This window comes from Daejeonella sp. (assembly GCF_030695525.1).
Taxonomy (GTDB): Bacteria; Bacteroidota; Bacteroidia; order Sphingobacteriales; family Sphingobacteriaceae; genus Daejeonella.
This window is the reverse complement of the sequence record NZ_JAUYSS010000072.1, coordinates 14,916-40,886: the sequence shown is the minus strand read 5'-3', so window position 1 is coordinate 40,886 and position 25,971 is coordinate 14,916. Positions and strand designations below refer to the sequence as shown.

The 25,971-nt window shown below is 38.6% G+C and carries 21 protein-coding genes and 1 tRNA gene; 5 read left to right on the top strand and 17 right to left on the bottom strand.

All coding sequences use genetic code 11. The features are described from left to right. Positions 1-23 precede the first annotated feature (23 nt). Positions 24-479: a type I restriction enzyme HsdR N-terminal domain-containing protein gene (locus Q8S11_RS17285; RefSeq protein WP_305663453.1), complete on the bottom strand. Its 456-nt coding sequence runs from the start codon at positions 477-479 to the stop codon at positions 24-26. Between the two features lie 588 nt (positions 480-1,067). On the opposite strand from Q8S11_RS17285, the gene holA reads away from it, so the two are divergent. Then, positions 1,068-2,099: a DNA polymerase III subunit delta gene (holA, locus tag Q8S11_RS17280; RefSeq protein WP_305663368.1), complete on the top strand. Its 1,032-nt coding sequence runs from the start codon at positions 1,068-1,070 to the stop codon at positions 2,097-2,099. A 686-nt stretch (positions 2,100-2,785) separates the two neighbouring features. On the opposite strand, the gene Q8S11_RS17275 is transcribed toward holA, so the two are convergent. The 8 genes from Q8S11_RS17275 to Q8S11_RS17240 all read right to left on the bottom strand — a co-directional run bounded on the left by Q8S11_RS17275 (position 2,786) and on the right by Q8S11_RS17240 (position 11,874). Continuing rightward, on the bottom strand, positions 2,786-3,706 hold the full coding sequence (locus tag Q8S11_RS17275; protein WP_305663367.1) for a hypothetical protein: 921 nt from the start codon (positions 3,704-3,706) through the stop codon (positions 2,786-2,788). A gap of 78 nt (positions 3,707-3,784) precedes the next feature. After that, the gene (locus Q8S11_RS17270) at positions 3,785-4,498 is read right to left on the bottom strand and encodes a GAF domain-containing protein (protein WP_305663366.1); all 714 of its coding nucleotides are present in this window, start codon (positions 4,496-4,498) and stop codon (positions 3,785-3,787) included. A 124-nt stretch (positions 4,499-4,622) separates the two neighbouring features. Beyond that, positions 4,623-5,543, bottom strand: a complete 921-nt coding sequence (locus Q8S11_RS17265) for an alpha/beta hydrolase (RefSeq protein ID WP_305663365.1) — start codon at positions 5,541-5,543, stop codon at positions 4,623-4,625. 8 nt (positions 5,544-5,551) lie between these two features. After that, on the bottom strand, positions 5,552-7,741 hold the full coding sequence (locus Q8S11_RS17260; RefSeq protein ID WP_305663364.1) for a penicillin acylase family protein: 2,190 nt from the start codon (positions 7,739-7,741) through the stop codon (positions 5,552-5,554). 75 nt (positions 7,742-7,816) lie between these two features. Then, complete coding sequence (locus Q8S11_RS17255; RefSeq protein ID WP_305663363.1) at positions 7,817-8,062, bottom strand: hypothetical protein; 246 nt, start codon at positions 8,060-8,062, stop codon at positions 7,817-7,819. A gap of 479 nt (positions 8,063-8,541) precedes the next feature. After that, entirely contained in the window at positions 8,542-10,929 is a 2,388-nt protein-coding gene (locus Q8S11_RS17250) for a TonB-dependent receptor (RefSeq protein ID WP_305663362.1), read from the bottom strand. A 50-nt stretch (positions 10,930-10,979) separates the two neighbouring features. Further along, a complete protein-coding gene (locus tag Q8S11_RS17245) occupies positions 10,980-11,342 on the bottom strand; it encodes a DUF2200 domain-containing protein (RefSeq protein ID WP_305663361.1) in 363 nt (120 codons plus the stop codon). 193 nt (positions 11,343-11,535) lie between these two features. Next, positions 11,536-11,874: a hypothetical protein gene (locus tag Q8S11_RS17240; RefSeq protein WP_305663360.1), complete on the bottom strand. Its 339-nt coding sequence runs from the start codon at positions 11,872-11,874 to the stop codon at positions 11,536-11,538. 333 nt (positions 11,875-12,207) lie between these two features. Between Q8S11_RS17240 and Q8S11_RS17235 the strand changes: the two genes are divergently transcribed. Then, positions 12,208-12,612, top strand: coding sequence for an EVE domain-containing protein (locus Q8S11_RS17235; protein WP_305663359.1), 405 nt, complete (start codon positions 12,208-12,210; stop codon positions 12,610-12,612). A gap of 97 nt (positions 12,613-12,709) precedes the next feature. Here the strand turns inward: Q8S11_RS17235 and Q8S11_RS17230 are convergent, their stop codons facing one another. The 3 genes from Q8S11_RS17230 to Q8S11_RS17220 all read right to left on the bottom strand — a co-directional run bounded on the left by Q8S11_RS17230 (position 12,710) and on the right by Q8S11_RS17220 (position 16,732). Beyond that, positions 12,710-13,240, bottom strand: coding sequence for an acyl-CoA thioesterase (locus tag Q8S11_RS17230; protein ID WP_305663358.1), 531 nt, complete (start codon positions 13,238-13,240; stop codon positions 12,710-12,712). A gap of 234 nt (positions 13,241-13,474) precedes the next feature. Beyond that, complete coding sequence (locus Q8S11_RS17225) at positions 13,475-14,770, bottom strand: DUF5103 domain-containing protein (RefSeq protein WP_305663357.1); 1,296 nt, start codon at positions 14,768-14,770, stop codon at positions 13,475-13,477. A gap of 45 nt (positions 14,771-14,815) precedes the next feature. Further along, positions 14,816-16,732, bottom strand: coding sequence for an ABC-F family ATP-binding cassette domain-containing protein (locus Q8S11_RS17220; RefSeq protein ID WP_305663356.1), 1,917 nt, complete (start codon positions 16,730-16,732; stop codon positions 14,816-14,818). A 182-nt stretch (positions 16,733-16,914) separates the two neighbouring features. On the opposite strand from Q8S11_RS17220, the gene Q8S11_RS17215 reads away from it, so the two are divergent. Next, positions 16,915-19,299, top strand: coding sequence for an AsmA-like C-terminal region-containing protein (locus Q8S11_RS17215; RefSeq protein ID WP_305663355.1), 2,385 nt, complete (start codon positions 16,915-16,917; stop codon positions 19,297-19,299). 12 nt (positions 19,300-19,311) lie between these two features. Here Q8S11_RS17215 and Q8S11_RS17210 read toward each other — a convergent pair whose 3' ends face one another. Continuing rightward, on the bottom strand, positions 19,312-20,061 hold the full coding sequence (locus Q8S11_RS17210; RefSeq protein ID WP_305663354.1) for an isoprenylcysteine carboxylmethyltransferase family protein: 750 nt from the start codon (positions 20,059-20,061) through the stop codon (positions 19,312-19,314). A gap of 205 nt (positions 20,062-20,266) precedes the next feature. Between Q8S11_RS17210 and Q8S11_RS17205 the strand changes: the two genes are divergently transcribed. Continuing rightward, positions 20,267-21,301 carry a quinone-dependent dihydroorotate dehydrogenase gene (locus tag Q8S11_RS17205; RefSeq protein ID WP_305663353.1) on the top strand — a complete coding sequence of 345 codons (1,035 nt, stop codon included), beginning with the start codon at positions 20,267-20,269 and terminating at the stop codon, positions 21,299-21,301. Between the two features lie 161 nt (positions 21,302-21,462). On the opposite strand, the gene Q8S11_RS17200 is transcribed toward Q8S11_RS17205, so the two are convergent. The 4 genes from Q8S11_RS17200 to Q8S11_RS17185 all read right to left on the bottom strand — a co-directional run bounded on the left by Q8S11_RS17200 (position 21,463) and on the right by Q8S11_RS17185 (position 23,552). Next, a complete protein-coding gene (locus Q8S11_RS17200) occupies positions 21,463-22,083 on the bottom strand; it encodes a hypothetical protein (protein ID WP_305663352.1) in 621 nt (206 codons plus the stop codon). 393 nt (positions 22,084-22,476) lie between these two features. Beyond that, positions 22,477-22,659, bottom strand: a complete 183-nt coding sequence (locus tag Q8S11_RS17195; RefSeq protein WP_305363718.1) for a spore protein — start codon at positions 22,657-22,659, stop codon at positions 22,477-22,479. A gap of 25 nt (positions 22,660-22,684) precedes the next feature. After that, positions 22,685-22,755: transfer RNA gene (locus tag Q8S11_RS17190), tRNA-Cys, on the bottom strand. Positions 22,756-22,808: 53 nt separating this feature from the next. Beyond that, the gene (locus Q8S11_RS17185; RefSeq protein ID WP_305663351.1) at positions 22,809-23,552 is read right to left on the bottom strand and encodes an RNA methyltransferase; all 744 of its coding nucleotides are present in this window, start codon (positions 23,550-23,552) and stop codon (positions 22,809-22,811) included. A gap of 104 nt (positions 23,553-23,656) precedes the next feature. On the opposite strand from Q8S11_RS17185, the gene Q8S11_RS17180 reads away from it, so the two are divergent. After that, complete coding sequence (locus Q8S11_RS17180; RefSeq protein WP_305663350.1) at positions 23,657-25,918, top strand: BamA/TamA family outer membrane protein; 2,262 nt, start codon at positions 23,657-23,659, stop codon at positions 25,916-25,918. Positions 25,919-25,971 lie beyond the last annotated feature (53 nt).

Here is a 25,971-nt window from a genome sequence, read left to right as displayed (position 1 = left end):
CCCAAGATTGTATTTCTAGATAATCATCCTGAATATTCAGGCAGTTCTTCAACAAACCTGTAAGATTGCTTTTCAAAATCAATCTCACAGCAGAAATGTTGTAATCCATTACTCACCAGCAGCCATTGTACCTTGTGTACATAATTATAGCGTGCAATCTGGTCAAAGGTATCCTGGCTGATCTTTACTGAAGGCGCTTTACATTCAACCAGCAAAATCTTTTCCCCATGCCTGTTGAAGAGCAGTATGTCTGATCGTTTCTGAAGGCTGTTTAGTTTCAAGCCCCCTTCAAGCCTGATCAGTGAACGGGGGTATTTCTTATCCCTGATCAGAAACTGGATCAAATGCTGCCTGACCCATTCTTCAGGAGTGAGAACCAGGTACTTTTTTCGGATTTCATCAAAAATATAGTTAATTCCGTTGTCCTCTTTGATCTTAAGTGAATAGGATGGGAGATTTAATGGGCCTGGTTTGAACATTGGAGTAAATTTCATAAAATGATTTTAATCTCCACTATCTCCTGGATTTTAATTTGAAATATCTGAGCAAACCGGAAATATATTTTTAAAGAATAGCATTATTAGTATTGTCGGGAAAATTGAAATTATAGGAGTAATAATCTTATTCTTAACTCATAATTATTCTCTTTTTCTTTTCCTGCAGCAGAAAAGAAACATGCCGAGGAGGAACTACGAGACCATGAGTACCTTAAAAACAATAGAAAAAAACGAATAAATGCCGCCGCTGTCCCGAAGGTTCGGGAATGCTATTAATTTAATGCTTTGGCTTGGTCAGTGCCTACCGCACCAGCTGAGGCGGAAAAAAACGTTAACGGAGATTTTGTGCTTGGGCCAAAGCTTATTAACAGTTCTGTGAGTATAGGTAAAAATACTGCAGGTTTTAAGGCAGTGAAAGAAGTATAAAAATTGATATAATCCTGAAGTGGGACTAGCTTTTTAAATGACAATAAATACATACTATAGTAGGATATAAATGGCTGTTTTATCCGAAAATTTATTTTAACCAGGCAACAGTGATTGCATTATTTCGTAATTTCGAAGTGCAAAATGAATAGCAACGAACTTATTAAAGACCTGAAAAACCGGAAGTTTAAGTCGGTATACCTGCTGCATGGCGAAGAATCCTTTTATATTGATCAAATCAGCGATTATATTGAAGAAAATGTGCTTTCTGATGCAGAAAAGGGCTTTAATCAAACTGTTTTTTACGGTAAGGATTCTGATCCTATGAGTATTCTGAATGCAGCCAAGCGGTATCCTATGATGAGTGATTATCAGGTAGTTTTGGTAAAGGAAGCACAGGATATGAAATGGGGTAAAGATGGGGATGATGATAAGAAATCGGCGGATCCTTTGTTAAGCTATTTTGAAAATCCGCTTTCTAGTACTATACTGGTGTTTTGTTACCGTAACGGCAAGTTTGATAAACGCAAGAAAACATACAAAGCCATAGAAAAGAAAGGCCTTGTTATTGAATCTGCGTCAATTCATGAAAATAAAGTGCCTGGCTGGATTGAGGCATTTGTACGTGAAAAGGGCTATTCCATACAAATTCAGGCTTCTGCGCTTATGGCAGAATACCTGGGCAATGACCTTTCTAAAGTGGCCAATGAACTTGAAAAATTGATGCTGAATGTGAAAGCAGGCCATGAAATTAGTACCATTGATATTCAGAATAATATCGGGATCAGCAAGGATTATAATGTTTTTGAACTTCAGAATGCGATTGCCAGGAAGGATGCATTTAAAGTGAATCAGATTATTAATTATTTTGCAGATAACCCTAAAAATAACCCAATCCAGCTTCTGCTTGGAGCCCTTAACTCATATTTTACCAAGGTATTAAAGTATCATTATGCCGGTGATAAATCGCCTCAGGGTTTGGCAAGTGCATTGGGAATAGCTCCTTTCTTTGTGAAAGAGTATGAGCATGCTGCAAGAAATTACAGTAAAGAGAAGGTGTTTCGGGTGATTAGCTATTTAAGGGAGTGTGATCTAAAAACCAAAGGTGTTGATGCAAGCGGAAATACAGAACAGGGCGACCTGATGAAAGAGCTAATGTTTAAAATCATTCACTAAATTAACGTGAATGCGATTATCGAATAATTTTCTCTTGTTTTAGAAAGCAAGGTCTGTTTTCTTCGGTCGCAATAGTTCCGTGTTCTGCACTTGCTAGCGCACGCGCAATGTCATTATTTAAGAAGAAAAGGGGGGCGTGGCCTCCGCCACGATGACAGTTCAATATTTAATATTAGGGGAGATCCTGAATTCGTCAGGATCGGAGTGAGTACCTAAAAAGGCCTTTTCAAAGTATAAATCAGCTATTGATAAGACTCCATTTCCGGCCTTGAGCCGTAATCTACTCTCGACACACAAGGAGTTGTCATCCGATAGCTATCGGATCTCGCGAAAGCGAGAACCTCCTTTGTAATTAACGCGTAATTTATCCTTAAATAATGACATTGAGCGCACGCGTGTCCCGTGTGATTCTTTATTTTCCCTGTGGTTGGTGTTATCACCGACCAATGATATGATCGTGCTTGGTACGGTGAGAACACCGACCAGAGGGGAACGCGATCTTTTGCCGGAACTACTCCGGAGGGAAGGGCTGAACTAACCAATAACACACAGGTATTGCTTTCAAAAATTAAATTATTGTCTAGCAGAGCCTAATCTCAGCAATTTAACCTTATAATTTCCCCTTCTTAATATCGAATTAGCGGTAAATAGACGGGTCTTTTTCTGTTAATTGCTTAAATCAGTTCTTATGATTTCCTCCCAATCACATGCAGATTGATCACACTTGAATGCGGATAACCCAGGGTGTTTCCGGGAATGATTTCCAATGTGTTGCGCAGATAGACATCAATGATTCCATTTGCCACTTTTGTTTTTGTTTCAATGAATTCGGGTTCAACCGCGACCAGAAACTGCTTGAAATGCATCCTGCCATTGTGATCAACAATGACCGAAAATGAATACTGAAAGTCCTGATAAGCTTTATTGATATTGATTCTATATTCGGGATACAGATATTCTTCAGACCGGTTGACATGGCCTAAATATGGGTCGAGGCTGGGCATGATTTTTTCGACACGGGTAATTTGGCTTTTGCTTGTCAGTTTAACAGGATTACGAGCCGCAAATGCACTGTCCGGATCAGAATTTGCCTGTATTGCACGGTATTTAATGAATAAACTATCTTCCTTTGAAGGTGCTTTCAGTTTCTCAGCTGTAGTTCTGAGCACATTTTTGATATAGTCATCTGAATAGAGTGTCATGGTAATAGTTGAAAGATCTTCCATTACGGCTCGTGATTGCAGTTCCATAACCTGAAAAATCAAACTGTCTTTACTTACATGTTTTACCCTGAACCATTCACGGGCAAACTGAAAAAGGGCTTTATGGCTGTGGAATATCCGGTAGGTCATGTATTGTTTCTTCTCCGGACTGTAGATTCTAACAGAGTCATCCGCATTAAAATAGATCTTCCATTCGGGTTCCAGTTGAAATCCCTGATCAGTGAATGAAAGTCCGTTGTTGAAGCGGCGTTTTACTTCAGTGTATTTGATTCCTTTTATAGCTGTGAATGTAGGTGCCGGCTCTTCGTTCATCTTACTGATATGACCACAGGATACAAAGAATAAGGAAAGAAAAAATAAGAAGACCAGCGGAAAAAATTTCATCGGGCTGAAATTATAAAAAATATTCAGATATCAGACAGTGCAGCCAGATTTGGGGTATGTTGGTTTATTGGTACTATCTTAGGCCGGTGTATAATCAGATTCCTGATTGTTTATATTGTTGACCATGGTCCTGATGCGTTCATCTAACTGATTCGCTGAGGCTTCAAGAAGATCTATGCATTCAGAATCACTGGAATCTAAAGGCTCTTTCATCAGGGCTATTAAACCCAAAATAGAAGCAACAGGCTGTCTGATTTCATGCGACTGAATCCGGGCAATTTCCCGCAGCGATTCGTGTTGTTTCTTTAATTGGTTTAAACTTCGGTCTAGTTCCATGATGTGGCTTACCTGATTAGCAAGGGCTCCAAGACATTCCAGTTGCTGTGCTGTCAGATCTTTTGGTTTGGTATCGTAAACACATAAAGTGCCCACATTAAACCCGTCATAGGACTTCAGATTTGCACTGGCGTAAAAGCGGATATGTGGATTATTGACGACTACCGGTGCATTTGCAAACCTTACATCTTTAGTTGCATCCTTTACAACCATAATCTTGTCAATTTGAATCGCATGAGTACAAAAGGAGGTGTTTCGTGGCATCTCATCAACGTCAACGCTCACCTTTGCTTTAATCAACTGTACATCATAATCCATTAGGGTAATTAAGGCAATAGGGCTATTGCAGATTACAGATGCAAGCATAACAATCTCCTGAAGATCTTTTTGTCTTTCCAGATTAAAGTCAAGATACCGCTTAACTGCCTTTAGTCTTTCTACTTCATTGATTGACATTATTTGTTTTTTAGGTTTGTAATATCTACGATAATTTGTCTGTTCAGGTTTTATTTATCCGGCTAAGCGGCAATTCCGGTTAAAAACTCATTGATATTTTATGGATAGCTTCAATGGTTCAGATTTACAAAACCCTGCTATCATTGATCCAATCTTTTAGTTGGTTCATCCATTGAACAGTACTGGTTTTATTTTTCATACCAAAACCATGTCCTCCATTGGGATAAATAATCATATGACTATAAATCTTATGTTTGAGTAATGCTTCATAATAAACAATGCTGTTTTTTACGGGAACGGATGCATCATCCCCTGCATGTACTAAAAATGCCGGTGGTGTTTGTGGGCCGGCTGTCAGTTCATTGGAATATTTTTTCAGGACCCTGGGATCCGGATTTTTCCCCATTAAATTCTCCCTGCTTCCTCTATGGGTGATTCCATCCATAAAGCTGATTACAGGGTAGATCAGTATGGAGAAATCAGGCCTTAAAGAAGTGTTTTTCGGATTTTCTATCAAAATTTCATTGAATCTGGTGGAAGCACTTGCAGCAAGATGGCCACCGGCAGAGAAGCCCATTATTCCAATTTTTTGAGGATCTATATTCCATTCCTCAGCACGTTCACGAACCAATTGTATAGCCCGCTGGGCATCCTGCAATGGCCCGGTCGACTTATCCGGCATGATGGTGTCATTTGGGATACGATATTTTAATACAAAGGCAGTAATACCCCATTTATTCAGCTCTTTGGCTACATCTTCACCTTCATGTGATGCAGCCAGTATTTTATAACCGCCACCCGGACAAATGATCACTGCAGTTCCTTTATCGCTTGATTTATCCGGGCTGTAAATGCTCAGCGTCGGAATAGAAACATTGCTGATGCGAAGAATTCCATCTTTTCCAACTTCTGATTTTTCTTTATTGGGAGCAGCTTTACTGTTTGGGATTTCTGCATTATAAAGTGGGATAATCTTTTGTGCATTCACAGTATTGATGTTAAACAGGATAATGGAACAAAGAATGGTCTTAAAAATTGTTTTCATAAGTAGGTTTATTTTTTGTCTCCGGGATGATACCTTGATTCAGCCCTTTTAAGTACATCCTCGCGATAAAAGGCTACGGTTTTAAACTTGCGGTCGGCATACCTCTGCATTTGATCATCGAAATGAACTGATTTTGGATCGGCACTCTGTCCACCTGCGAGCATGCTTTTGGCCTGGACCTTTTCCCCGAATTCAACTACTGCAACAAAACTATTGCCCGCAACGCCATATTGACGTTTAGTATCAGAACCTTTCCTTGTTCCGAAAGATGCCAGTGCACCCCATTCACCTGAGGCCATGCCAATTGGGATGCTGGGTAATGCATCATTGAAATTCTGGTTGATATCCCCGTTAATTCGCTGATAGCGGTTAAATTCTCCCCAGGCCGTTTCTACTGAGCCGAAATCCCTTTTCAAATCGGCAAGACTATTAGCAAATATTTCCAGGCGTTCTTTAGCAGGCGATTTGGAACTCATGTAATTTATCTTCTCCATGAAGTGCATACTTGCAGGAATTTTTCCTGATTTATTATAGGAGTTTAAATAAAACTGGCTGATGGTCATGGCTTTTGAATTGCTGGAAACTTTAAAATCCCAGTTTTTTAGCAGATTTATCGAAGTTTTCATCTCCTCATTATTGACCGGATGGCTATCATAGGCCTGTATCAGTCCCCTGATCAATTCTTCTGCTCCCGGAAGGTAAGGGTCATATGCAAGGTCAATCATCTTGTCGATAGTTAGATTCTTTGCCTTAGATAACAATGAAATGGCATGTACTCCCCGGTAATTTTCAGGGGAGTAGGACATATAGGCGGGATAGTTCTCCGGTTTCGGACTGGAAGTTCCGGCACTGGTAAAAGGAGTGGAGTTACAGTTCTGAATCCAGCCGCTTGCCGGATTTAAGAGAAATATATTGTCTTTAAGATCGTGAAGACCCTTCCAATCAGTATCAGGATTGCTGCCATCCATAGGTTTTTTGTAATCAAAAACCGGGTCTCTTTTAGGAATGAAATTTCCGTGGTAATAAGCAATATTCCCATCAGCATCAGCATAAACAGTATTGTTCGATGAATTAGTACGGATGTCCATCATCTTATCGAATTCCTTCTGATTGGAGTTTTTAGTACGCAGAAATGATTGCTGAAGTGCTTTGGCAGGATCCCACATCATAGCAGTGCTTACCCATTTATTTCCTGTAGCATGTGTTACAGGGCCATGGTGTGTGCGGTAAGCCATAATTTTTTTTGACCCGCTATTGTTTGCATTTTTATATTTCAAAACGACTTCGACCGAGTCTAAAGGCCTTAACTCATTGCCGTATTTATAGTTAATACCCTTTTTGTTCCTTACGATAGTTTCTTCAAATTCATCAATAATATCTACATCAGATGTAGTATGCATCCATCCAGTTTTTTCATTAAATCCCTGATAAACAAAAAACTGGCCCCAGGTTACCGCACCATAAGCATTGAGTCCCTGTTCACTTTGTACATGAACTTCGCCACGAAAGAAGAAGGACGTATGCGGATTGATCAGCAGCATGGCATTGCCGGATTCCGTTAGTTTACCTGAAACAGCAAATCCATTTGAACCACGCGGCTCATTGTCTTTCAGTAGTATTGAGCCCGTCATGATTTTGGGGATCATATTTGCATTCGATCTGCCGTAAAACTCTCCAAGTTTTCTGGTTGAAACCTTTTCTATATCTCCGCCAATTGATCCTTCACTGAAATACATAGGCATCCAGGGTTCAAAACGTGTTAGTAATTTAGGTTTTACTTCAGGATGCTTTGCCAGATAGAAATTGATGCCATCTGCAAAGGCAAGGCATAGATCTTTAAGCCATTGGGGACTATTCTGATACTTGATCTCGGCTTCTTTCTGCGTCATGAATAACTTTGCACGGAGATCACTGTAAATAGCATTTTCGCCCTCCAACTCTGCTAATCTGCCGGTAGCCCAGATATAATTCTGCTCAACCCGATTAAAATCATCTTCACATTGGGCATATAATAAGCCGAAAACAGCATCAGCATCTGTTTTGCCATAAATATGCGGTACTCCGAAATCATCTCTGATGATCTCAGTATTGGAAGCATGTCTGTTCCACCGTTCACTTTCACTGAGGGAATTATTTACAGGCTGTATTGAGCATCCCGATATCAGAAAGACAAAAAGAATGAAAGTGATGCGAATCATCAGCATAGTATGTAAGGCTAAATATAATGCTTTTGATTGAAGGAAGACTCAGGAAAACAGATCGGAAAAAGATATTCAGGTATTTCTGGAAGCAATCTCATTCCGTATTTTCTTCAGATTTGTAATATTGATTACAAACATAGGCAGAAAAGCCACCGGCAGGGCCGAAAATACTGTAAAACCCTGCTGTAATGTTAAATAACCCGAAGCCAGTGCTAGTATGATTAGCATGGTGCCCAGTATGGTATTAGCTGCTTTTAAGGTTTTTGCCTTATTCTTAAGCTCATCCTGACTGAGTTCGGATAGTTGAACCTTTTTCATTCTATTTATTGACTGGTTTTTAAGAGTATAATTTTCTAAAATAATAATTAATTCAGTAATTATTTAACCAGCTAGCTAAATAATTATTGATTTAGATAAGGTGAGTTCAATGTAAAATCTTGCTGGACTATTTAAGATTGGACAATTTTCTCTTGTTTTAGAAAGCAGGGTCTGTTACTCGATTGTACTGCTGGTCCCGTGTTTTGTCCTAAACAGATTTTCGGGTTGTCCGTTCCGATGAAAAACAGACCCGGGTAAAATACACCTTGCCGCAGGAGGTATCTTCCGGCTATTCGTAATTTGAAACAGAACGTGATTTCTTGCCGGAAATACTCCGAAGGAAAGGGCTGTGGCAGCCTATAACACACAGCTATTGCTTTCCAAAATCAAATTATCATCGCCCATAGCCCTATCTGAAGCATTCTAACCATATTATATTATCGACGTTAAGATAAATCCTTAATTCAGCCAAAGCCAGACTAGAACTCTATTCTATAATTCAAAGTAGGTATAATGCCAGTCCATGTTCTTTCTTCCATGATTCGTTTACTTGGATTATAGTGCATGCCCATTACATTTTCCCTGTTAATTACATTCTGAATATCCATAATTATAAAATGGCCAACTTTTTTTGAATTGATGCGATAGCTTGCAGAAAAATCTACACGAACGTATGGATCAGTAGTAAGGGTGTTAACTCTGCTTTCATCGATTACTTCCTGATCAAGACGTATCGATTCAGCAAGATTAACCGGTGAGTATTTTCTTCCGCCTGCATAAATCAGTTTCGCATTCATCCCGAACAGGTTATTCTGATTTTTTCCGGTTTTCCATTCTTTCCCGCTAATCAGATTAGCCACATAATTCGTATTAAATCCGGTATTAAATTCCTGTTTACTAAGTGCTTTAAATTTTGAATCGAACAAAGAGGAGCTAAGCATAAAATAATAACCGCTGCTCAGAGGCTTTTCGAGAGAAAATTCGATGCCATAATTCTTACCGGTTCCTTTGTTAATCAATTGCCTGTAAGAAGAAGAGTAGATTGCAGAATGATCAGATACATCCAGTAATGAAAGATTAATATTCGGATCAACAGAAACAGGCACAGCGTATAAATGCTGATAATAGGCTTCCGTTTTAAACTTCAGGTTGTTTCTAAATTGCTTTTCATAACCAACAGTGGCCTGTGCAGACTTTGTAGGTTTAAGCCGGGCACTGTTTTGCGATGGGAAAAGCCTGTCTTTAGCATAATAATAGGATAGGGGCTCAAGGCGGCTGTAAACTCCGGTACCAAATGACAATTGCTGATCTGCTGCAATCTGCCAGTTAATTCCAAATCGTGGTTCAATGCTCAAGCTTTCACTTAGCCTGAAATAGTTCGCATGAACGCCTGTATTTAAAGTAAGCTTGCTGCTGATCTGTGCCCTATGCTGAATAAAGGCATCATAGCTGCTGGTATTCCCTTCGTGATTGACCAGTTCTCTCAAACTATTACTTAGAGGGTCGAAATTTTCTGTGAAAACATTAAAGCCAAGGAAACTGGCATTTATTCCTGCACGAATTGTATTTGCCGGATTAATACTGTAATTCATTGATCCTGCATAGCGAATTGTATTATTATCATTCAGACTTTTATCGCGCAAAATGGCTTTGTAACTTGTTGTTAAACTGTCCACCGTAAAAGAACTGCGACTCGCTGAATAGGAAATTACATTATTAAAATACACTTTTTTACTTGCGATGAACAAATGCTTTAATCCTAGGCTTCCGGCATCATAGCCAAATTTCGCATCCCGTCCGTCGAATCTTTCTTTCCATGTGGTATGATCCCGTTCTGCATTATCATTGATATTACTAAGTCCGCCTATCCCGAAAAGTGAAAAAGTACCCGCTCTGGCGGTAGGTATTACAAAGTTGAAAGACAGATCCTGATATTTTGGAACCCCATCTGACGCAACAGATAATCCGGCTTTTTCGAGCAGGCTCAATGAAGAATATCGGTAACTGATCAGGTAGGATGCATTAAGACCCTTGCTGAACGGGCCTTCGAGTGTAGCACCAACTCCAAGTATGCCTGCGGTTAAAGCAAACTCCTTTTTTTCAGTATTCCCTTTCCTGAATTTGAGGTCAAATGCACCTGATAATGCATTGCCATATTCAGCAGGTAATCCGCCTGTGTAAAAATCTGAAGTACTTAATACAGTTGTATTCAGCATACTGATGCCACCGCCCGAGGAGCCTTCATTCCCAAAATGGTTAGGATTCACGATCTCAATCCCTTCGAGTCGCCATTGCAGACTCTTAGGGGAATTGCCCCTGACAATAATCTCATTATTATCACCTGCAGCAACAACCCCTGCAAAACTTTGAGCCATTCTTGCGGGATCAAAGGCAGCACCGGCATATCGGTTTGTTTCCTCCGGAGAGAATGAACGTCCACTTGTCATCGCCATCTGATTCAGAGGTTTTCTGTCGGCACCTCCAATTACCACCACTTCGTCCAGATCATTGCTTTGATACTCCATTTCAAGGGCAAGCACAGACTCTTTTCCACTGGTAATCAGCAATTCAGACAATGTGACCTTTTTGTAGCCGACAAGGCTTGCTTCGAGTACATAACGGCCGATACTAACTCCATTAATTCGGAAAGCACCCCATTGATCTGTGCTCAACTCCCTCGAACTTTCCCCAACATTAAGTTTGATTGTGACACCTGATAAGGGAAGTTTGGTGCTCTTATCAATGACAGTTCCTTTAATTGTCTGGCTAACCGCCTGATTGTTAACAAAGTTCGTTTCCTTATTTTGTGCTTTGAGGTTAATACTTTGCAGCAATACTGCAGTAAATAGAATGTGTAGAAATTTCATGTTCATTTTTTGTTTGTTTCGGGATGAGACAAACAAAAAACAATTCACCCCTATGCGCTTCGCAAAATCTTTTCCATTTTCCTGCCATTCGCTAATTCATCCACCAATTTGTCGAGGTATCTGACTTTTTGTGTTAGAGGATTTTCGATTTCTTCAATGCGATAACCACATATCATTCCGGTGATGAGATGGGCATTTGGGTTTAATGCCGCATTTTGAAAGAAAGTTTCGAATGTAACCCGCTTTTCAATCATTTCCTGCAGCTTTGCCTGATCAAAGCCTGTTAACCACTCAATAACTTGCAGCAATTCTTCTTTAGTTCTGCCTTTCTTCTCCACTTTCGTGAGATACAAAGGATAGACGGAGGCAAAGATCATTTTTGCCATACGCTCATGATGTGTGTTGTTGTTCATAGCTTATTTAATAAAACTATTCATATTCTAAATTAAGAGACTTGCGATAATCCCAAACAAACGGGGAAAGATGTTGTAAATGAAATGCATTTTTTTTGTTCTCAGTCACTTAATTCATATGTTTACAGGTGTTCTTTAATTGAGGCCTAAAGGTTTGAAAATGAGCCTTTACCGGTTTGGGCTTTCTCTTGAATTAATCTGATTCCTTAGAAAAGATGTCCTTGTCCCACTTACGAAATTCATAATATTTCCTTTTGGGCTCTCCAGTCCATCCATTTATTCCCTTTTTCTTTGGTAAATAATATGCGTGAATATATAATGCAGGGAAAATGAAAGATGCAAGAAATATCATAGACACTATTCTGCCAAATAAAGCAGAAAAACCACAAACCATTAAAAGCGTCAGGAAATATTTACCAACTCTTCGAATTTTTGGTGTTCTTTCCTCGAAGTGTCCCATCAGTATATTACCTAAAGCATATACTATACTGACAATAGCTATTTCAAACCAAAGTGATTCTGTTGTCCACATTTTAGAAGATATTTTTTTCTGGCATAATTTAAAGGTCTGTTTGCATAACTATCTCAGCCTGACCGCTAATTTATTTATACAAGCTATAAAACATTTTCAATCTGCCCAAATTAGCTGAATTATGAAAGTCTTATCATCCTTTATTAAAAATGCTGAATACCGTTAAAATATCCTAAACCAAACTGAAAATACCAGGATGAACTAAAAACGTCTATTCAAATTATCAATTTATTCACAAGCTTTCTTCACCTATTTCTGTTTTCTTTATCTTTATTGCCTGTTGAGGGTGAATTATTGAAATCAGCTCTTAATTATACAAAAACAGAGAAAAATATGAATTATTGGTTAGTAAAATCCGAACCTTTTAAATACAGCTGGGATAAATTCAACAAAGATGGCCGTACCTTCTGGGATGGTGTGCGTAATTATCAGGCAAGGAATAATTTGAGAGAGATGCGCGTAGGGGATCTGGTCTTATTTTATCATAGTAATGAAGGAAAAGCGGTGGTTGGAATCGCCAGAGTAATTAAAGAATCTTATCAGGATCCAACAACTGAGGATAAGAACTGGGTAGTAGTAGATCTGGAGCCCGTAGAAAGTCTCAAGAACCCGGTCACACTTGAAACAATTAAAGCTGATCCACGCCTTCAAAATATCGGTCTGGTAAAGCAGGGGAGATTATCTGTGATGGGGATGAAGGTTGAGGAGTTTGACAGGATTGTAGAGTTGGGGAGTTGACTTTGACAGTTGACAGTGAAAAATGCGTACTCGATATAACATATTTTACTCGAAAACGAAAATCCCTGCTTTCAGCTTTTAGCTTTCTGCTTTACGCTTACAAATCCGTTTGGTTCAAAAACAAGGCTTTCAGCTCCGTAGCATCATACGCTTTCATCTTACCTGCAAGTATAAGTCTGAGCTGACGACGGCGTAAGGCACCTTCAAATAGTTTTTTCTCGATCTCAGTTTCTGGTTCAATTTCAGGAACAGCAATTGGTTTTCCCTCCTGGTTCAAGGCAACAAAGGTATAAAAGGCATCATTTGAACGTACTCTGGTTCCTGATGGGATGTTCTCTGCCCAAACATCAAGACGTACTTCCATTGAGGTGCTGAATGCACGGGTTACCTTCGCTTCGATGGTGATTACATCGCCCAGTTTTATCGCGTGCCTGAAAGATACATTATCAACCGATGCGGTAACCACAATATTATTGCAATGTTTCTGTGCTGAGATGGCTGCTGCGATGTCCATCCAATGCAATAATCGGCCTCCCATCAGATTATTCAATGGATTTGTATCGTTTGGAAGTACCAGTTCATTCATGATGGTGAACGACTCTTTAGGACTTTTGGTAATTGTGCTCATGAGGCAAAGGTAGTGTTTTCCGGATCGAGTCCGGAATGACAATTGATCGAATTCGGATGAACATTGCGAATCAGGGACAAAATCAGGTGTATGAGATGATGTTTTGAAGGGTCTCGCTAAGACGCAGAGACGCAAAACGTATGATCTAAAATTCACAATTAATCCGTAAAATTTGCGTCTTAGCGTCTTTGCGAGAGATAATTATGAATCAAAGGAAGTGTAAAAACAAAGTTTTTAGCGTTTTACAGTGTTAATCTGACTAAAACCGATCAGTTCTTCCCATCTTCCACCTGGTTTTCGGTAGTAAAAAAAGATTTGATAATCGTTTTCAGTCTCATAATACGAGCCATCGAAGATGACATCATCCCTCGTTTTCCCATCTTCACTTACCCAGATATAATGGTAATCAAACAATCCCTGCTTTACAAAGATCATCCCCGTAAAACGCTTGCGGGCTTCGTCGTAATCCAGCTTGTCGCTAAGGCGGTAATCGTTGAACTGTCCGACTATATAGGCATTCCCCCCACCAGGAGGTTTTGGAGCACTCAAGCTTAAATAGACCGAGGCATAATCTCCATCGGTACGGTTATCCCTGCCATCGGTATTTCGAATGAAAAAGGCGCCGTTTTCATCGTAGTTAAAGGTATAACCTAGTCTGTTTTCTACAATATCCTGCTGAAGAATCACTGTATTAGCCGTATCTTGAACGATGCGGGCAACCTCTTCGGTTCGGAAACGCAGACTGCGGATATCGAATCTTCTGAACTCATTGCCACCCTTAAAATCCAGCGTTCGGAGCTCATTGTATACCAACTGGCTTGGCCTGATGAAGGTAGGGCGCTTAAGAGTTTGTTCGGTATCAAACCTGCCGTTCTGTAAAACTTTGATCTTTGCATCCAGATATGGATTATTGATCTGTACCTGTCCGTGGTTTACCAAAACATTTAGTTTCTGCATCTGATCACGATTAGCCACGGTATTGGATCTGTTCAGCTCTGCGGCAATACCTACGATGGGTGTAACAACGAAGAATCTTTTGGTAATCAGTATTTTACGCGGATCATTATCCTCATAAACTTTAAGCAAATAATTACCCGAAATCTTGGGTTTAATGGTCAGGTTAGGCAGACTCAACTCATAATGGGTAAACTTCTGTAAGGTATTGAATGAATTACGGTAATCATTGATCCGGTCTTCACTGAATCCATCTACGTAATCTATAGGAGAAAGGCGGCTGCTATTCCAATCGGAATCACAATGCTCAATAGAATAGCTGATATTACGGCTTCCTGCACGCAGGTCGTCAAAACCCAGTATCAGATTATCCTGGCTTCCCAGAATATAAACGGGGATGGATTGTTCCTTATTGCGGTTATAAAACTCTACCGATTTTATCTCAGGTACGTAGGTAAAATTTTCATACCTGATTGTATTCTGAGGTGCTTCAGCGGGACGTACACGCACCTTTTTTTGTGCCTGAATGCCTGTTGTTACCAGTAAAAGAGAGAGCAGAAACGATAATTTCTTCATAAGATTATTGATAATGTTCCTGACTCGAAATGGAAGAGGGGTTTTTTATTTCCCCTCGAGTTCCATAATTTCTTCAGCCATGCGTTCCCATTCAGCCTGAGCCTTTAATAAACGCGGACTCAATTGCTGATAACGCCTGTTTGCTTCAGATAGTTTTTCAGGATCGCTATAAATTTCTTCCTTGGATAGTTCTGCTTCAGCATCTTTTACTGATTTTTCTAGCTCAGCAATATCTTCTTCCAGCTTTTGAAGAGTTTGATTCAGTTTTTTTAGTTCATTTCCCTTGTTTTCGATTGGAATTTTTGGCTTCTCTTCCTTTTTTTCCTCTTTTTTAGGGGCCGGGGTCAGCACTTTAGGGACATAAACTCTTTTAGAGTTCCATTCCTCGTATTCAGCATAGGTGCCAGGATACTCTTTAATCTCCTGATCCTCGATGAACCAAATTTTATTGGCAACATTATCCAATAAATAACGATCGTGGGAAACCACAATGAAAGTACCTTCATACTGTTTTAATGCCTGGATAAGAATGTTCACAGATGCGATATCCAGGTGGTTAGTAGGCTCATCCAGAATGAGGAAATTAGCATCAGCGGTTAAGGCTTTAGCCAGTGCTACACGCGATTTTTCTCCTCCTGATAAGACTTTAATCTTTTTGAAAACATCATCTCCGGTGAACAGAAAACATCCCAAAATAGAACGCAGTTCCGTTTCCGTATGTTTTGGTGCAAAGGCCTGAAGTTCCTGAATCAGAGAATTTTCAAGATGTAATGCTTCTAACTGATGCTGAGCAAAAAAGGTTTGAGTTACATTATGCCCGGTTTCGCACATACCGGTAAAGTTCTTGTCAGCTCCGGCAATGATTCTCAATACAGTTGATTTACCACGTCCATTGGCACCGATTAATGCAATTTTATCACCTTTTTCAATCGTTGCGGTTGCATTATGGACGATGGGCACACCCGGATAAGATTTAGTCAGATCTTCGATCCTGATTACATGCCTGCCCGACTGCTTGCTGAATTTGAAACTGAAGTTAACAGAAGGGTTATCGTCATCAACATCATCCACGCGTTCCATTTTCTCGAGCGCTTTAATACGGGATTGGGCCATCTTGGCTTTACTTGCCTTGGCTCTGAATCGTTCAATTAAGCGCTCTTCCTGTTTGATTTTGGCTTGCTGATTCTTGAACTGACCACTCTGAATTTCTTCCCTTAGTCCTTTTTCCTCTACATAAAAACTATAATTTCCGGCATAAGGGATTAATTTACCTTTTCTGGATTCAACAATTTTCTTGACTACGCGATCCAGAAAATACCTGTCGTGAGAAACAATTACGATCGCTCCTTCAAAGGCCTGAAGGTAGGTTTCCAGCCATTTGATAGATGGGAGATCCAGGTGGTTGGTAGGCTCATCAAGAAGAAGAATATCAGGGTTTTGAAGGAGTATCCGAGCAAGCATAACACGCATACGCCAACCTCCTGAAAATTCTGAGAGGGTACGTTGGGTATCCGTTTCGCTGAAACCCAGACCGGCCATAATTTCATGCGCACGATATTCAATATTATATCCGTCAAGGGCCTCAAACTCATGTTGCTTATCGCTTAATTTGTTGATCAGATCGTCGGTATATTCTGTTTCTAATTTCTTTAAAATAGCTTCAATTTCAGTATGCAATTGATTCTGGCGCTCAAATGCTTCCATTGCAACGTGCAAAATGCTTTTGTCAGATTGATAGGAAAGCAGATCCTGATTAAGGTACCCGATTTTAATATCCTTAGCCATTGAAATTGTACCACGGGTTGGCGCGTAGTCGCCAACAATTATTTTTAACAGCGTGGTTTTTCCGGTCCCATTTGCACCAATCAGGCCAATTTTTTCTCCTGGTTTAATGTGCCAGTTTGCTTCGTCGTATAATGCCCTTGCACCGATCTCGAATGTTAAGTTGTTTATTGCAATCATTTGGCGCAAAAGTACGGATTTATAGATTATATTTATTATTGCTCAGGCCATACCTAAACAAAAATCTGAATTTGAAGCCTAATAAATTACTGGCTTATCTTTTGATAAGACTATATCTAAATAATTGTTTATATGAATTTAAATTCTGATTGATGTCCCGAGGGTTAAAAATATCTCTAAAAGTGGGGGGACTGATTATTGGTCTCTTTCTGATTGCATGGATTCTCCTCGCAGCCTATGTATTTACCCACAAGAAAGAAATTCTTACAGCAGTAACTTCTCAGCTGAATGAAGATCTGAGTGGCAAACTTACAATAAACCGAATGGAGCCATCTCTGATTCGGGGTTTTCCCGGAATTTCAGTTGCCCTGGAAGATGTTCTTCTAAGAGATAGTTTATGGTCAATTCATAAACATGACTTGCTGAAGGCAAAAAATGTGTATGTGGCAATCAATGCATTCTCCATCCTTTCGGGATCAATAAAAATCAGAGATATTGAACTAAAAGATGCAGAAATTTATTTATTGACCGATAGCTCGGGATTACGTAACACCGAAATCTTTAAAAAGAAGAAGCCCTCGGAGAATAAGGAAGGATTGAGTGAGAAGATAAACCGGGTTCATTTGAAAGATGTCAAATTTACCATTGATGATCAGCAAAAGCATAAGTTATTTAAGTTTAGTATCATAAATCTCAAAGGTGAAATTGATCATGAAATGGGGGGCTGGAAAGGACATGTTAAAGCACTTACCCAGGTTGATTTTTTTGCTTTCAATATAAAAAGGGGAAGCTTTCTGAAAGGCAAATTGCTTGACCTTAATTTCAAAATGACCTACAGCGATGAAACCGGGCAGTTGACTATTCCAATGCAGGAAATCAGGATTAATAAAGATCAACTTCTAATTGGCGGGAATCTCAATTTCTCATCAGAAAAATCAGATTATCGAATCGAAATACATGCACCTTTTATCCTTTTTAAGGATGCGAAGAGTTTATTATCATCGCATATCATTTCAAAATTAAAGCCTTATGATGTTGCAAAGCCATTAGATGTTCGGGCTGTTTTGGCCGGAAATTTTAAGCAAAAAGGTGATCCTTTGATAAAGGTAGATTTTAAAGCAAATGATAATACCCTTAGTTCGCTTGGAGAGAGTATTACCGAATGTAGTTTTACCGGGGTCTACACCAATGAATTGGTAAAGGGAGAGGGACGAAAAGATCCAAATTCAGTCATATCATTTTACAATATGGTTGGGAAGTTCTATGATATCCCATTTAAGGCTGATTCTATACAAATAACTGATCTTAGAAATCCTGTTTTTACCGGAAAATTCAAATCAGGGTTTCAACTTGTAAAACTCAATAAAATATTTGGGGGTAATACTTTTCAATTCAGTGAAGGTACGGCAGATTTGGATTTAGTTTATAAGGCCCCTTTTAATCAATTAGATTCGGGCAGGCGGTATATTTACGGTAATATCAATGTGAAAGGTGGAGCGGCAGCATATAATCCGCGAAATTTAAAATTTAAGGATATTAAAATGTTAATGAATTTCAAAGGGGAAGATCTGTTTTTAGAGAACCTGAGGGTTAAAAGCGGAACAACCACCCTGGCAATGGAGGCTGTACTAAAGAATTTCTCCAACTTTTATTACACTGATCCGCAAAAGATACTGATCGACTGGAAGGTTAAGAGTCCGAATGTTAATTTAAATGAATTTATGTCTTTTCTGGGTAAGCGCAAGCAAGGTTCAAATCCGGTCGGAAAGCGATTTACAGGTAATCTGGACAAGATGCTTGCAGAGGCTAGTATGGTCATGGAACTTGAAGTTGACCGATTGACTTATAAAAATTTCCAGGGTAGGGATCTGAGGTCAAATATTACACTTAAACAGTCGGGTATTTTGATTAACAGGATGAGTATTAAGCAGGGTGGAGGAAGTATGGATATTAAAGGATCAATAGATCAAAGCGGATCAGTAAATCGATTCAATGTAAATTCCCGGATTAATAATGTCAACGTGCAGAATTTATTTTATGCATTCGATAATTTCGGACAGGATGCTATCACCGATAAGAATCTGAGAGGAACATTTTTCGGCAATGCTTCAGTATCCGGTTCAATGCTCCCCAGTGGAAAGATTGTTCCACGTTCTTTAAATGGTAAAGTTAGTTTTGATATCCGAAACGGTTCTTTGCTTAATTTCGAGCCGATGTACAAAATCGGAAATTTTGCATTTCCAAATCGTGATTTTTCTAATATCACATTCATGAATTTGAAAAACACCTTAAGTATTTCGAAGGATAAAGTGTCTATTCCTCCAATGGAGATCAGATCCAGTGTTTTGAATATTTATCTTTCCGGGGTTTATAGTTTTGGTAAAGGTACAGATATTGCCATGAGAATTCCACTTCGAAATCCACGGAGGGATGAATTAATAACAGATATTGATGAGAAAAGGGAGCGCTCGCTTAGGGGAATTGTTATTAATCTCCGTGCAGAGGATGGTGAGGACGGCAAAGTGAAAATCCGCCTGGGAAAAAAATCTGACAAGGCTGGAGAATGATATTCCGCAGCTTTATGCAGGATCATGAAGCAGTTTTGTTCTGTATTTTATAAATTTCAGGATGAGGTAGGTCATAACAGAAAATATACCAAACGATTGAAGAGCTTCGTTGAAATTCGGCTGGTTTTTGATCAACTCACCGGCAATATCAAACAGGCAAAAAATGATCATTAATGCCGCAAATCCATTTTTTTCCTGACGTAAGACCTTTTTCCAGTTAAAACTATATTCTGATTTTACGAATAAGCTGAATCTGGGAACGATTATTGGCGTTTTTTGTGCCCAATTCAAATAGGCATCTCCGAATTTATGCTTCAGGAATTCCTCTTCAGTGAAAATTATTCGTTCATAATAGAGAAAGTAAAATAGGATAAAGGCGATTATGAACCAGAAGTTTCCAGTTAACATGGCAATCCCGAGCCACATGAAAAAATTGCCTACATAAAGCGGATTTCTTACTATGGAATAAATGCCTGTTGTGTTGAGTTCATCTGCAACCTGTTGCTTTGTGTTCCTTCCTGAAGTGTTCGGGCGGCTGTAACCTACAGTATATACCCTTATCAGGAAACCGATGAGAGATATAATCAGACAGCTTAATTCAAATAAATAATGTTGGAGATCATTTTTAAGAATCCAATTCTCCGGACTCGCTTCATTTTTTAAAAACAGACCCGCTCCAATTACAAAAATGATTAGAGGCAATACTCCTCGGTATTTGAATAGCCATGTTCCCTGGCCTTGCATTTGTTCAGTTAAAGCCATTTATAGTCTTATAATTATTTTATGTAATCCTAATGTAAATTATATATTATGAAATTGCAAGAATGCTTTAATTTTTTGTTAAGTAATTTAATTGTTACGAAGATTTTTAGTTTTAAAGAATTTTCAGTTTGGGATTTTTCCTCAAAGAGGTTATTTATTCGGAAGCCGGAAATGAAAATATAAATCAAACCAGTAACTTCGCTGCATGTACAAGCTCATTAAACCCTTATTATTTCAACTTGACCCCGAAAATATTCATCATTTGGTGACCAGAGGATTGCGCAGAGTTAATCGTATATGGGGAGTTAGGTCATTATTGAAATTTTCTTTCCAGCTTGAAGATAAGCGTCTGGAAAGAGAAGTAATGGGTTTGAAGTTTAAAAATCCACTTGGCTTGGCAGCCGGATTTGATAAAAATGCCTCTATGGTAGAGGATTTAGCAGAATTTGGTTTTGGTTTTATAGAAATTGGTACGGTAACTCCTTTGCCACAGCCCGGGAATGAAAAGCCAAGAATGTTCAGGTTACCATCAGATGATGCCCTTATTAATCGAATGGGATTTAATAATCAAGGGGTTGATGTCGCAGCAGACCGTTTAAAGCGGATTGATAAGAAGGGAATGATTATCGGCGGGAATATTGGAAAGAATAAAAACACACCAAATCAAGATGCGGTAAATGATTATATTAAGTGTTTTGACCGATTATTTGATGTAGTCGATTATTTTGTTGTCAATGTAAGTTCCCCCAATACCCCTGGTTTACGCGAATTACAAGAGAAGGAACCACTTAAAAACATCTTGAACACCTTGCAGCAGCGTAACAGGAAAAACGATATATCTCGTCCGATTCTATTAAAAATTGCACCAGACCTTACAAATTCTCAGCTGGATGATATTATTGAAATTGTTAAGGAAACTAAAATAGCGGGTGTAATTGCTACCAATACTACCATATCCAGGGAAGGATTATCGGCACCAGCATTACTACAGCAGGAAAGCGGTGGGCTGAGTGGTAAACCCTTGACTAAACGGTCTACAGAGGTGATCAGATACTTGTCTGAGCAATCTGGTAATAGCTTTGTAATAATTGGAGTAGGTGGGATTCATAGTCCTGAGGATGCATTGGAGAAAATCAGGGCAGGAGCATCTTTGATTCAAGTCTACACTGGATTTATTTATGAAGGTCCTGGTCTGATTAAAAGGATATTAAAGAGCTTGTTAACGCTGACAGGATTCTAAACAGTCTGCGTTCCCAAATTTTAATAACGCTGACAGGGTTCAAAACCCTGTCAGCGTTTCACAAATCAAGTCAATTTATAATCGAACCAAAATCATTTTTTTAATAACGCTGACAGGGTTCATAACCCTGTCAGCGTTTCCTAAAAATATCTGTCAGCGTTTCACAAATCAAAATCAAAAGTCATTCTAGACTGAAAATCCAGCGTTTCAGACCAGGTGTTATGAAAACTGCTGAATAGTTGCTGTCCACCAAACCAATTCATGACAGTATCTGTTTCCAGAATTTTACTTTTACCTGCAAGTAATAAATGATATGAAGAATAGAGATAGTTAATATAATCTTTAGTAAATCCATGTTTAACCGGATTAAGATGTATATAAGCGATTAGTTGAATCAGGTAGTCCTCTTCATTTACTTCAATTCTCCTGAATGGGGTTTCGAATAATCCACCAGTTCGTGAAAATCTTTTATTGATAGCCTGAGCATAGCTATTAAAAAGGTGACTAAATTGTAAACTGATTATTTGTTCAGTTGCATACTCTTTCTCTATTGGTATTAATTTCTTCAAAGTCTCTTCGGATCGGGTACAGATGAGGAAGTGGAAATGATTTTTTAAAAGACAAAAAGCATAAGTACGAGCGATGGGACTTATGAACTTTAAGTATTTATTCAGGAAGTAGTTATAGTTTCTTTTTTCTTTAAAGAGTGTCTCCTTATTTATACCACGGTTAAATATGTGGTAAAAGGTGTCAGGTACTAAAGGTGCAATGTTTTTTTTCATGATTATCCAAGTTTTTAGTTCCAAAACGCTGACAGGGTTTTAAACCCTGTCAGCGTTTATTTGAATTTAACCAGGAAAAAAACTGAATCTTGTTTATTGTTGAAAAAATTAGTTAACGGTATGATTTTGAAAATTACCGGAAAAAGAAAACCCTGATCTGAAAAGACAAGGGTTAATTATTTCAAATAAATTCCAAAACAGAGACATCCCCAAAAATCCCAAAACGCTGACAGGGTTTAAAACCCTGTCAGCGTTAAATTAAATTTAACCTGAAATAATACCAAAACTTGATAATGCGTTGAAAAATTAGCGAACGGTATGATTTTAGAAATTACCGGACAAAAAAAATCCTGATCTGAAAAGATCAGGATTGAATATTTCAAATAAAGCTAATTATTTCTTAGCAGCAGCTTCGATAGCAGCTAGAACCGCATTGTTTTTAGCTATTTGTCCGGTTGCAGATTCTGCTGAACGGCTTCCGGTTTCAATATTCCGGCCTAATTTTAAAAACTGAACTTCTAAACGTGAAGTAGTTTTATTTTTTCTGTCTTTTCTCTTTAAACGTGTAACACCCATGGTTTTAAATTTAATATTTTAATTGAGGTCAGGAGCGGGTTCGAACCGCTGTAAAAGGTTTTGCAGACCTCTGCCTAGCCACTCGGCCACCCGACCTTATGTATTAAGGAATGCAAAAGTAGCAATTAATTATTGCTACCCAACAAATTTTATGATTTTCTTCTTAATTCTGAGCAAAATATAGCTGCAGAAATGGCAACATTCAGAGATTCAGCTTTCCCATACCTCGGGATGGTAACCGGATAGTTGATCTTACTTTGAAGTTCATCACTAATTCCATTACCTTCATTACCCAGTAATATTATTCCTTCCTGCCCGAAATCGGTCTTATAAATAGAATTTCCATCGAGTAAAGCACCATAAACCGGAAGATTAGTCTGATCGAGAAAATCTCCGAGTTCGGTATAGATAACATTTACCCTCGACAGTGATCCCATACTTGCCTGAACAACTTTAGGATTATATGCATCAGCAGTATCCTTTGAGCATAGAACAGTATACAATCCAAACCAGTCTGCAGTGCGGATAATCGTTCCCAAATTCCCGGGATCCTGTATTCCATCAAGAGCAATAAGGAAAGATCTTGTATGTATTATTGAGTTAAAATCAGTTTGTTGCGGTATTCTGACTACTGCAAGTATGGCCTGAGGAGTACTTAATGTACTTATTTTCGATAATTCTACCTCACTAATTTCAACTGACTTTATATTTCGTGATAAATTGCCCAACTTTGGCATCAAATTTTCTGTGTAATAGACAGAATCAACAACATAATCAGAATTAATAAATTCCTGAATTGATTTTAAGCCTTCAACAATGAAAAGGCCCTGTTCTTTTCGAATTTTTTTTTGATGTAAAGATTTTATAAAACTTATTTGAGACTTTGAGATCATATTTTATCCGCCCTGGTACTTTACTTACAAGTATACTGCTTTTGATTTTATTAATCCTAAGCTCGTGTAATGCAACGCGATATCTTACAGAGGATCAATCTCTTGTGAAAAAAGTTGAGCTAACAGGGGTAGATAAACAATTTAAAGAAACGGCGCTAACTTATGTACAAAGTGATATCCGCTCCAACTCACGATTGAATCTCGCTTTATATAATACCTTCAATACGAAGAATGGTAAATACAAAACAGAAAAGATTAAGGCTATTGGGGAAGCCCCACACTTGCTTGATAGTTCTCTGGTAGAGATATCAAGGGTCCAGATAGAAAAATTTCTCGCAACCAAAGGATTTTTCAATGCCGAAGTTAAAAGTGAAATAGAAGTAAAAAATAAACATGCAATTATCAAATTTGCTGCCAATCAAGGTCCAGAATTTAAGATCAGGAAAATAGAATATCAAATTGAAGATACTACAGTTTTAGCGATTTATGAAAATAATCGTGAGAGTTTCAGTCGTATTCATCAAGGAAATCGCTTCGACTCTGATTCACTTGCTTTAGAACGCGAACAGATTTACCGGATGATGAAGAAAAATGGGTATTTTGACTATGTTCGTCAGTATGTTAGATTTGATGTGGATAGTAATTTATCTGACAGTCAGGCAGATCTGAAGCTGTTTCTTACCAATCCCGAAGGTAAATCTGCACATCAGGTTTACACTATTAATAACAGTCAGGTAACCATTCGGACCAGTGAAGGTAAATTTGAAGGACTAAAGGCAGATACCCTTCAGGTTGATTCGCAGTTTCGTTTTATTGATTATTCAGGTAAGTTCAAACCCAATCCAATTAAGAAATATATCTTCTTGAAAAAAGATGATATTTACAATATTGAAAATGAGGAACTTACCTATGACAGGCTTTATGACCTGAATGTTTTCAGAAACCTTAAAATTGATTATAGTAAGGCCAGTGACAGTACGAACAAGCTTAATCCCCAATATGATATTTCACCACTAAAGCGGATGAGCAATAGAATAGAAGGGGAATATACCTTCAATTCTGGTCGTAATGGATTTAACATTGGTAATACCTATACAAACAGAAATCTTTTCGGTGGAGCCGAGCTTCTTGAGGTAAAAGCAAAATATGGTATTTTGTTTGATGCTACATCGGATAGGAAAATACTGGATCGGGTTTTTAGCAGGGATCTTCAGCTTGGTATTAATTTGATTTTGCCGAAATTGCTCGTCCCTTTCAGAATTCCGGATATCGGTAGAAATGGAATGCCTCATACTACAATATCCAGCAGCATGCAGTCATTTGACCAGCGGTCTGCTTTCAGAAGCCGGGTATTTATAAATTCTATTACTTACGACTGGGTTGAGACCAAATCCAAGCTTCATTCGTATACCCCAATCAATATTGAATTTAGAAGAGGTGTGCTTGACCCTGTGTTCAGAGATAGTTTATTACAGCGTGGGTTTGGTTTGTATGTTAAAACAAATGACCGCCAATTTTTCAATCTGGGCAGCCAATATGCTTTTACTTATAATGCCAACAGACTTGACAATTACAATAATTTTTTCTTTTTCAGAGGTTCGGTAGACTTCGCTGGTAATTCTCTTGGTATTCTTGACAAACTGATCAAATTTAAAAGGGATAGCGATGGATTTAGAACTATTTTCGGTTTACCTTATCAGCAATATGTAAAAACTGAGTTGGATTTGCGATACTACCGGTATTTCGGTGGCGATAAGCAATTCGTCGCACGTTTGAATCCCGGTATTGGCCTTGCTTATGGAAATAGTGATCAGCTGACCTTTGAAAAGAACTTTTTCGCCGGAGGATCAAGTGGGGTTAGAGCCTGGCAGGCACGTACTTTAGGTCCCGGAAACTATAACAGGGAAGTATTGGGAACAGGTGAGAAGGCTGATACTCTTAGAGCAAACCTTCGAAATCTGGATCAGTTAGGTGAATACAAACTGGAAGGAAATTTGGAATATAGGTTTAAAATTGCCAATAGTTTTATGGGTGCCAAGGTTAAGGGGGCAACATTTACTGATTTTGGTAATATTTGGAGGAGAAGGGAAAGTGTCGAAAACCCGGGTGGGGAGTTTAAATTTAACAAATTTTTCAACCAACTGGCGGTAGGTATGGGGGCAGGTTTACGTTTTGATCTCAATTATTTTGTTTTCAGACTGGATGCGGGAATTAAAGTAAAGGATCCTCAATTTAGTGGATCAGATCAATATGTCATTAAATATCTTTTCAATAAGAAGGAATTCAAGGAGAATTATTCCAGTACACACCGTCCAGATGTTTATCGCCTTCTGCAATATAATTTTGGAATTGGGATGCCGTTTTAGAAAGAGTATTGAGTATTGAGTATTGAGTAGTTAGATATAAGACGAAAACTTTA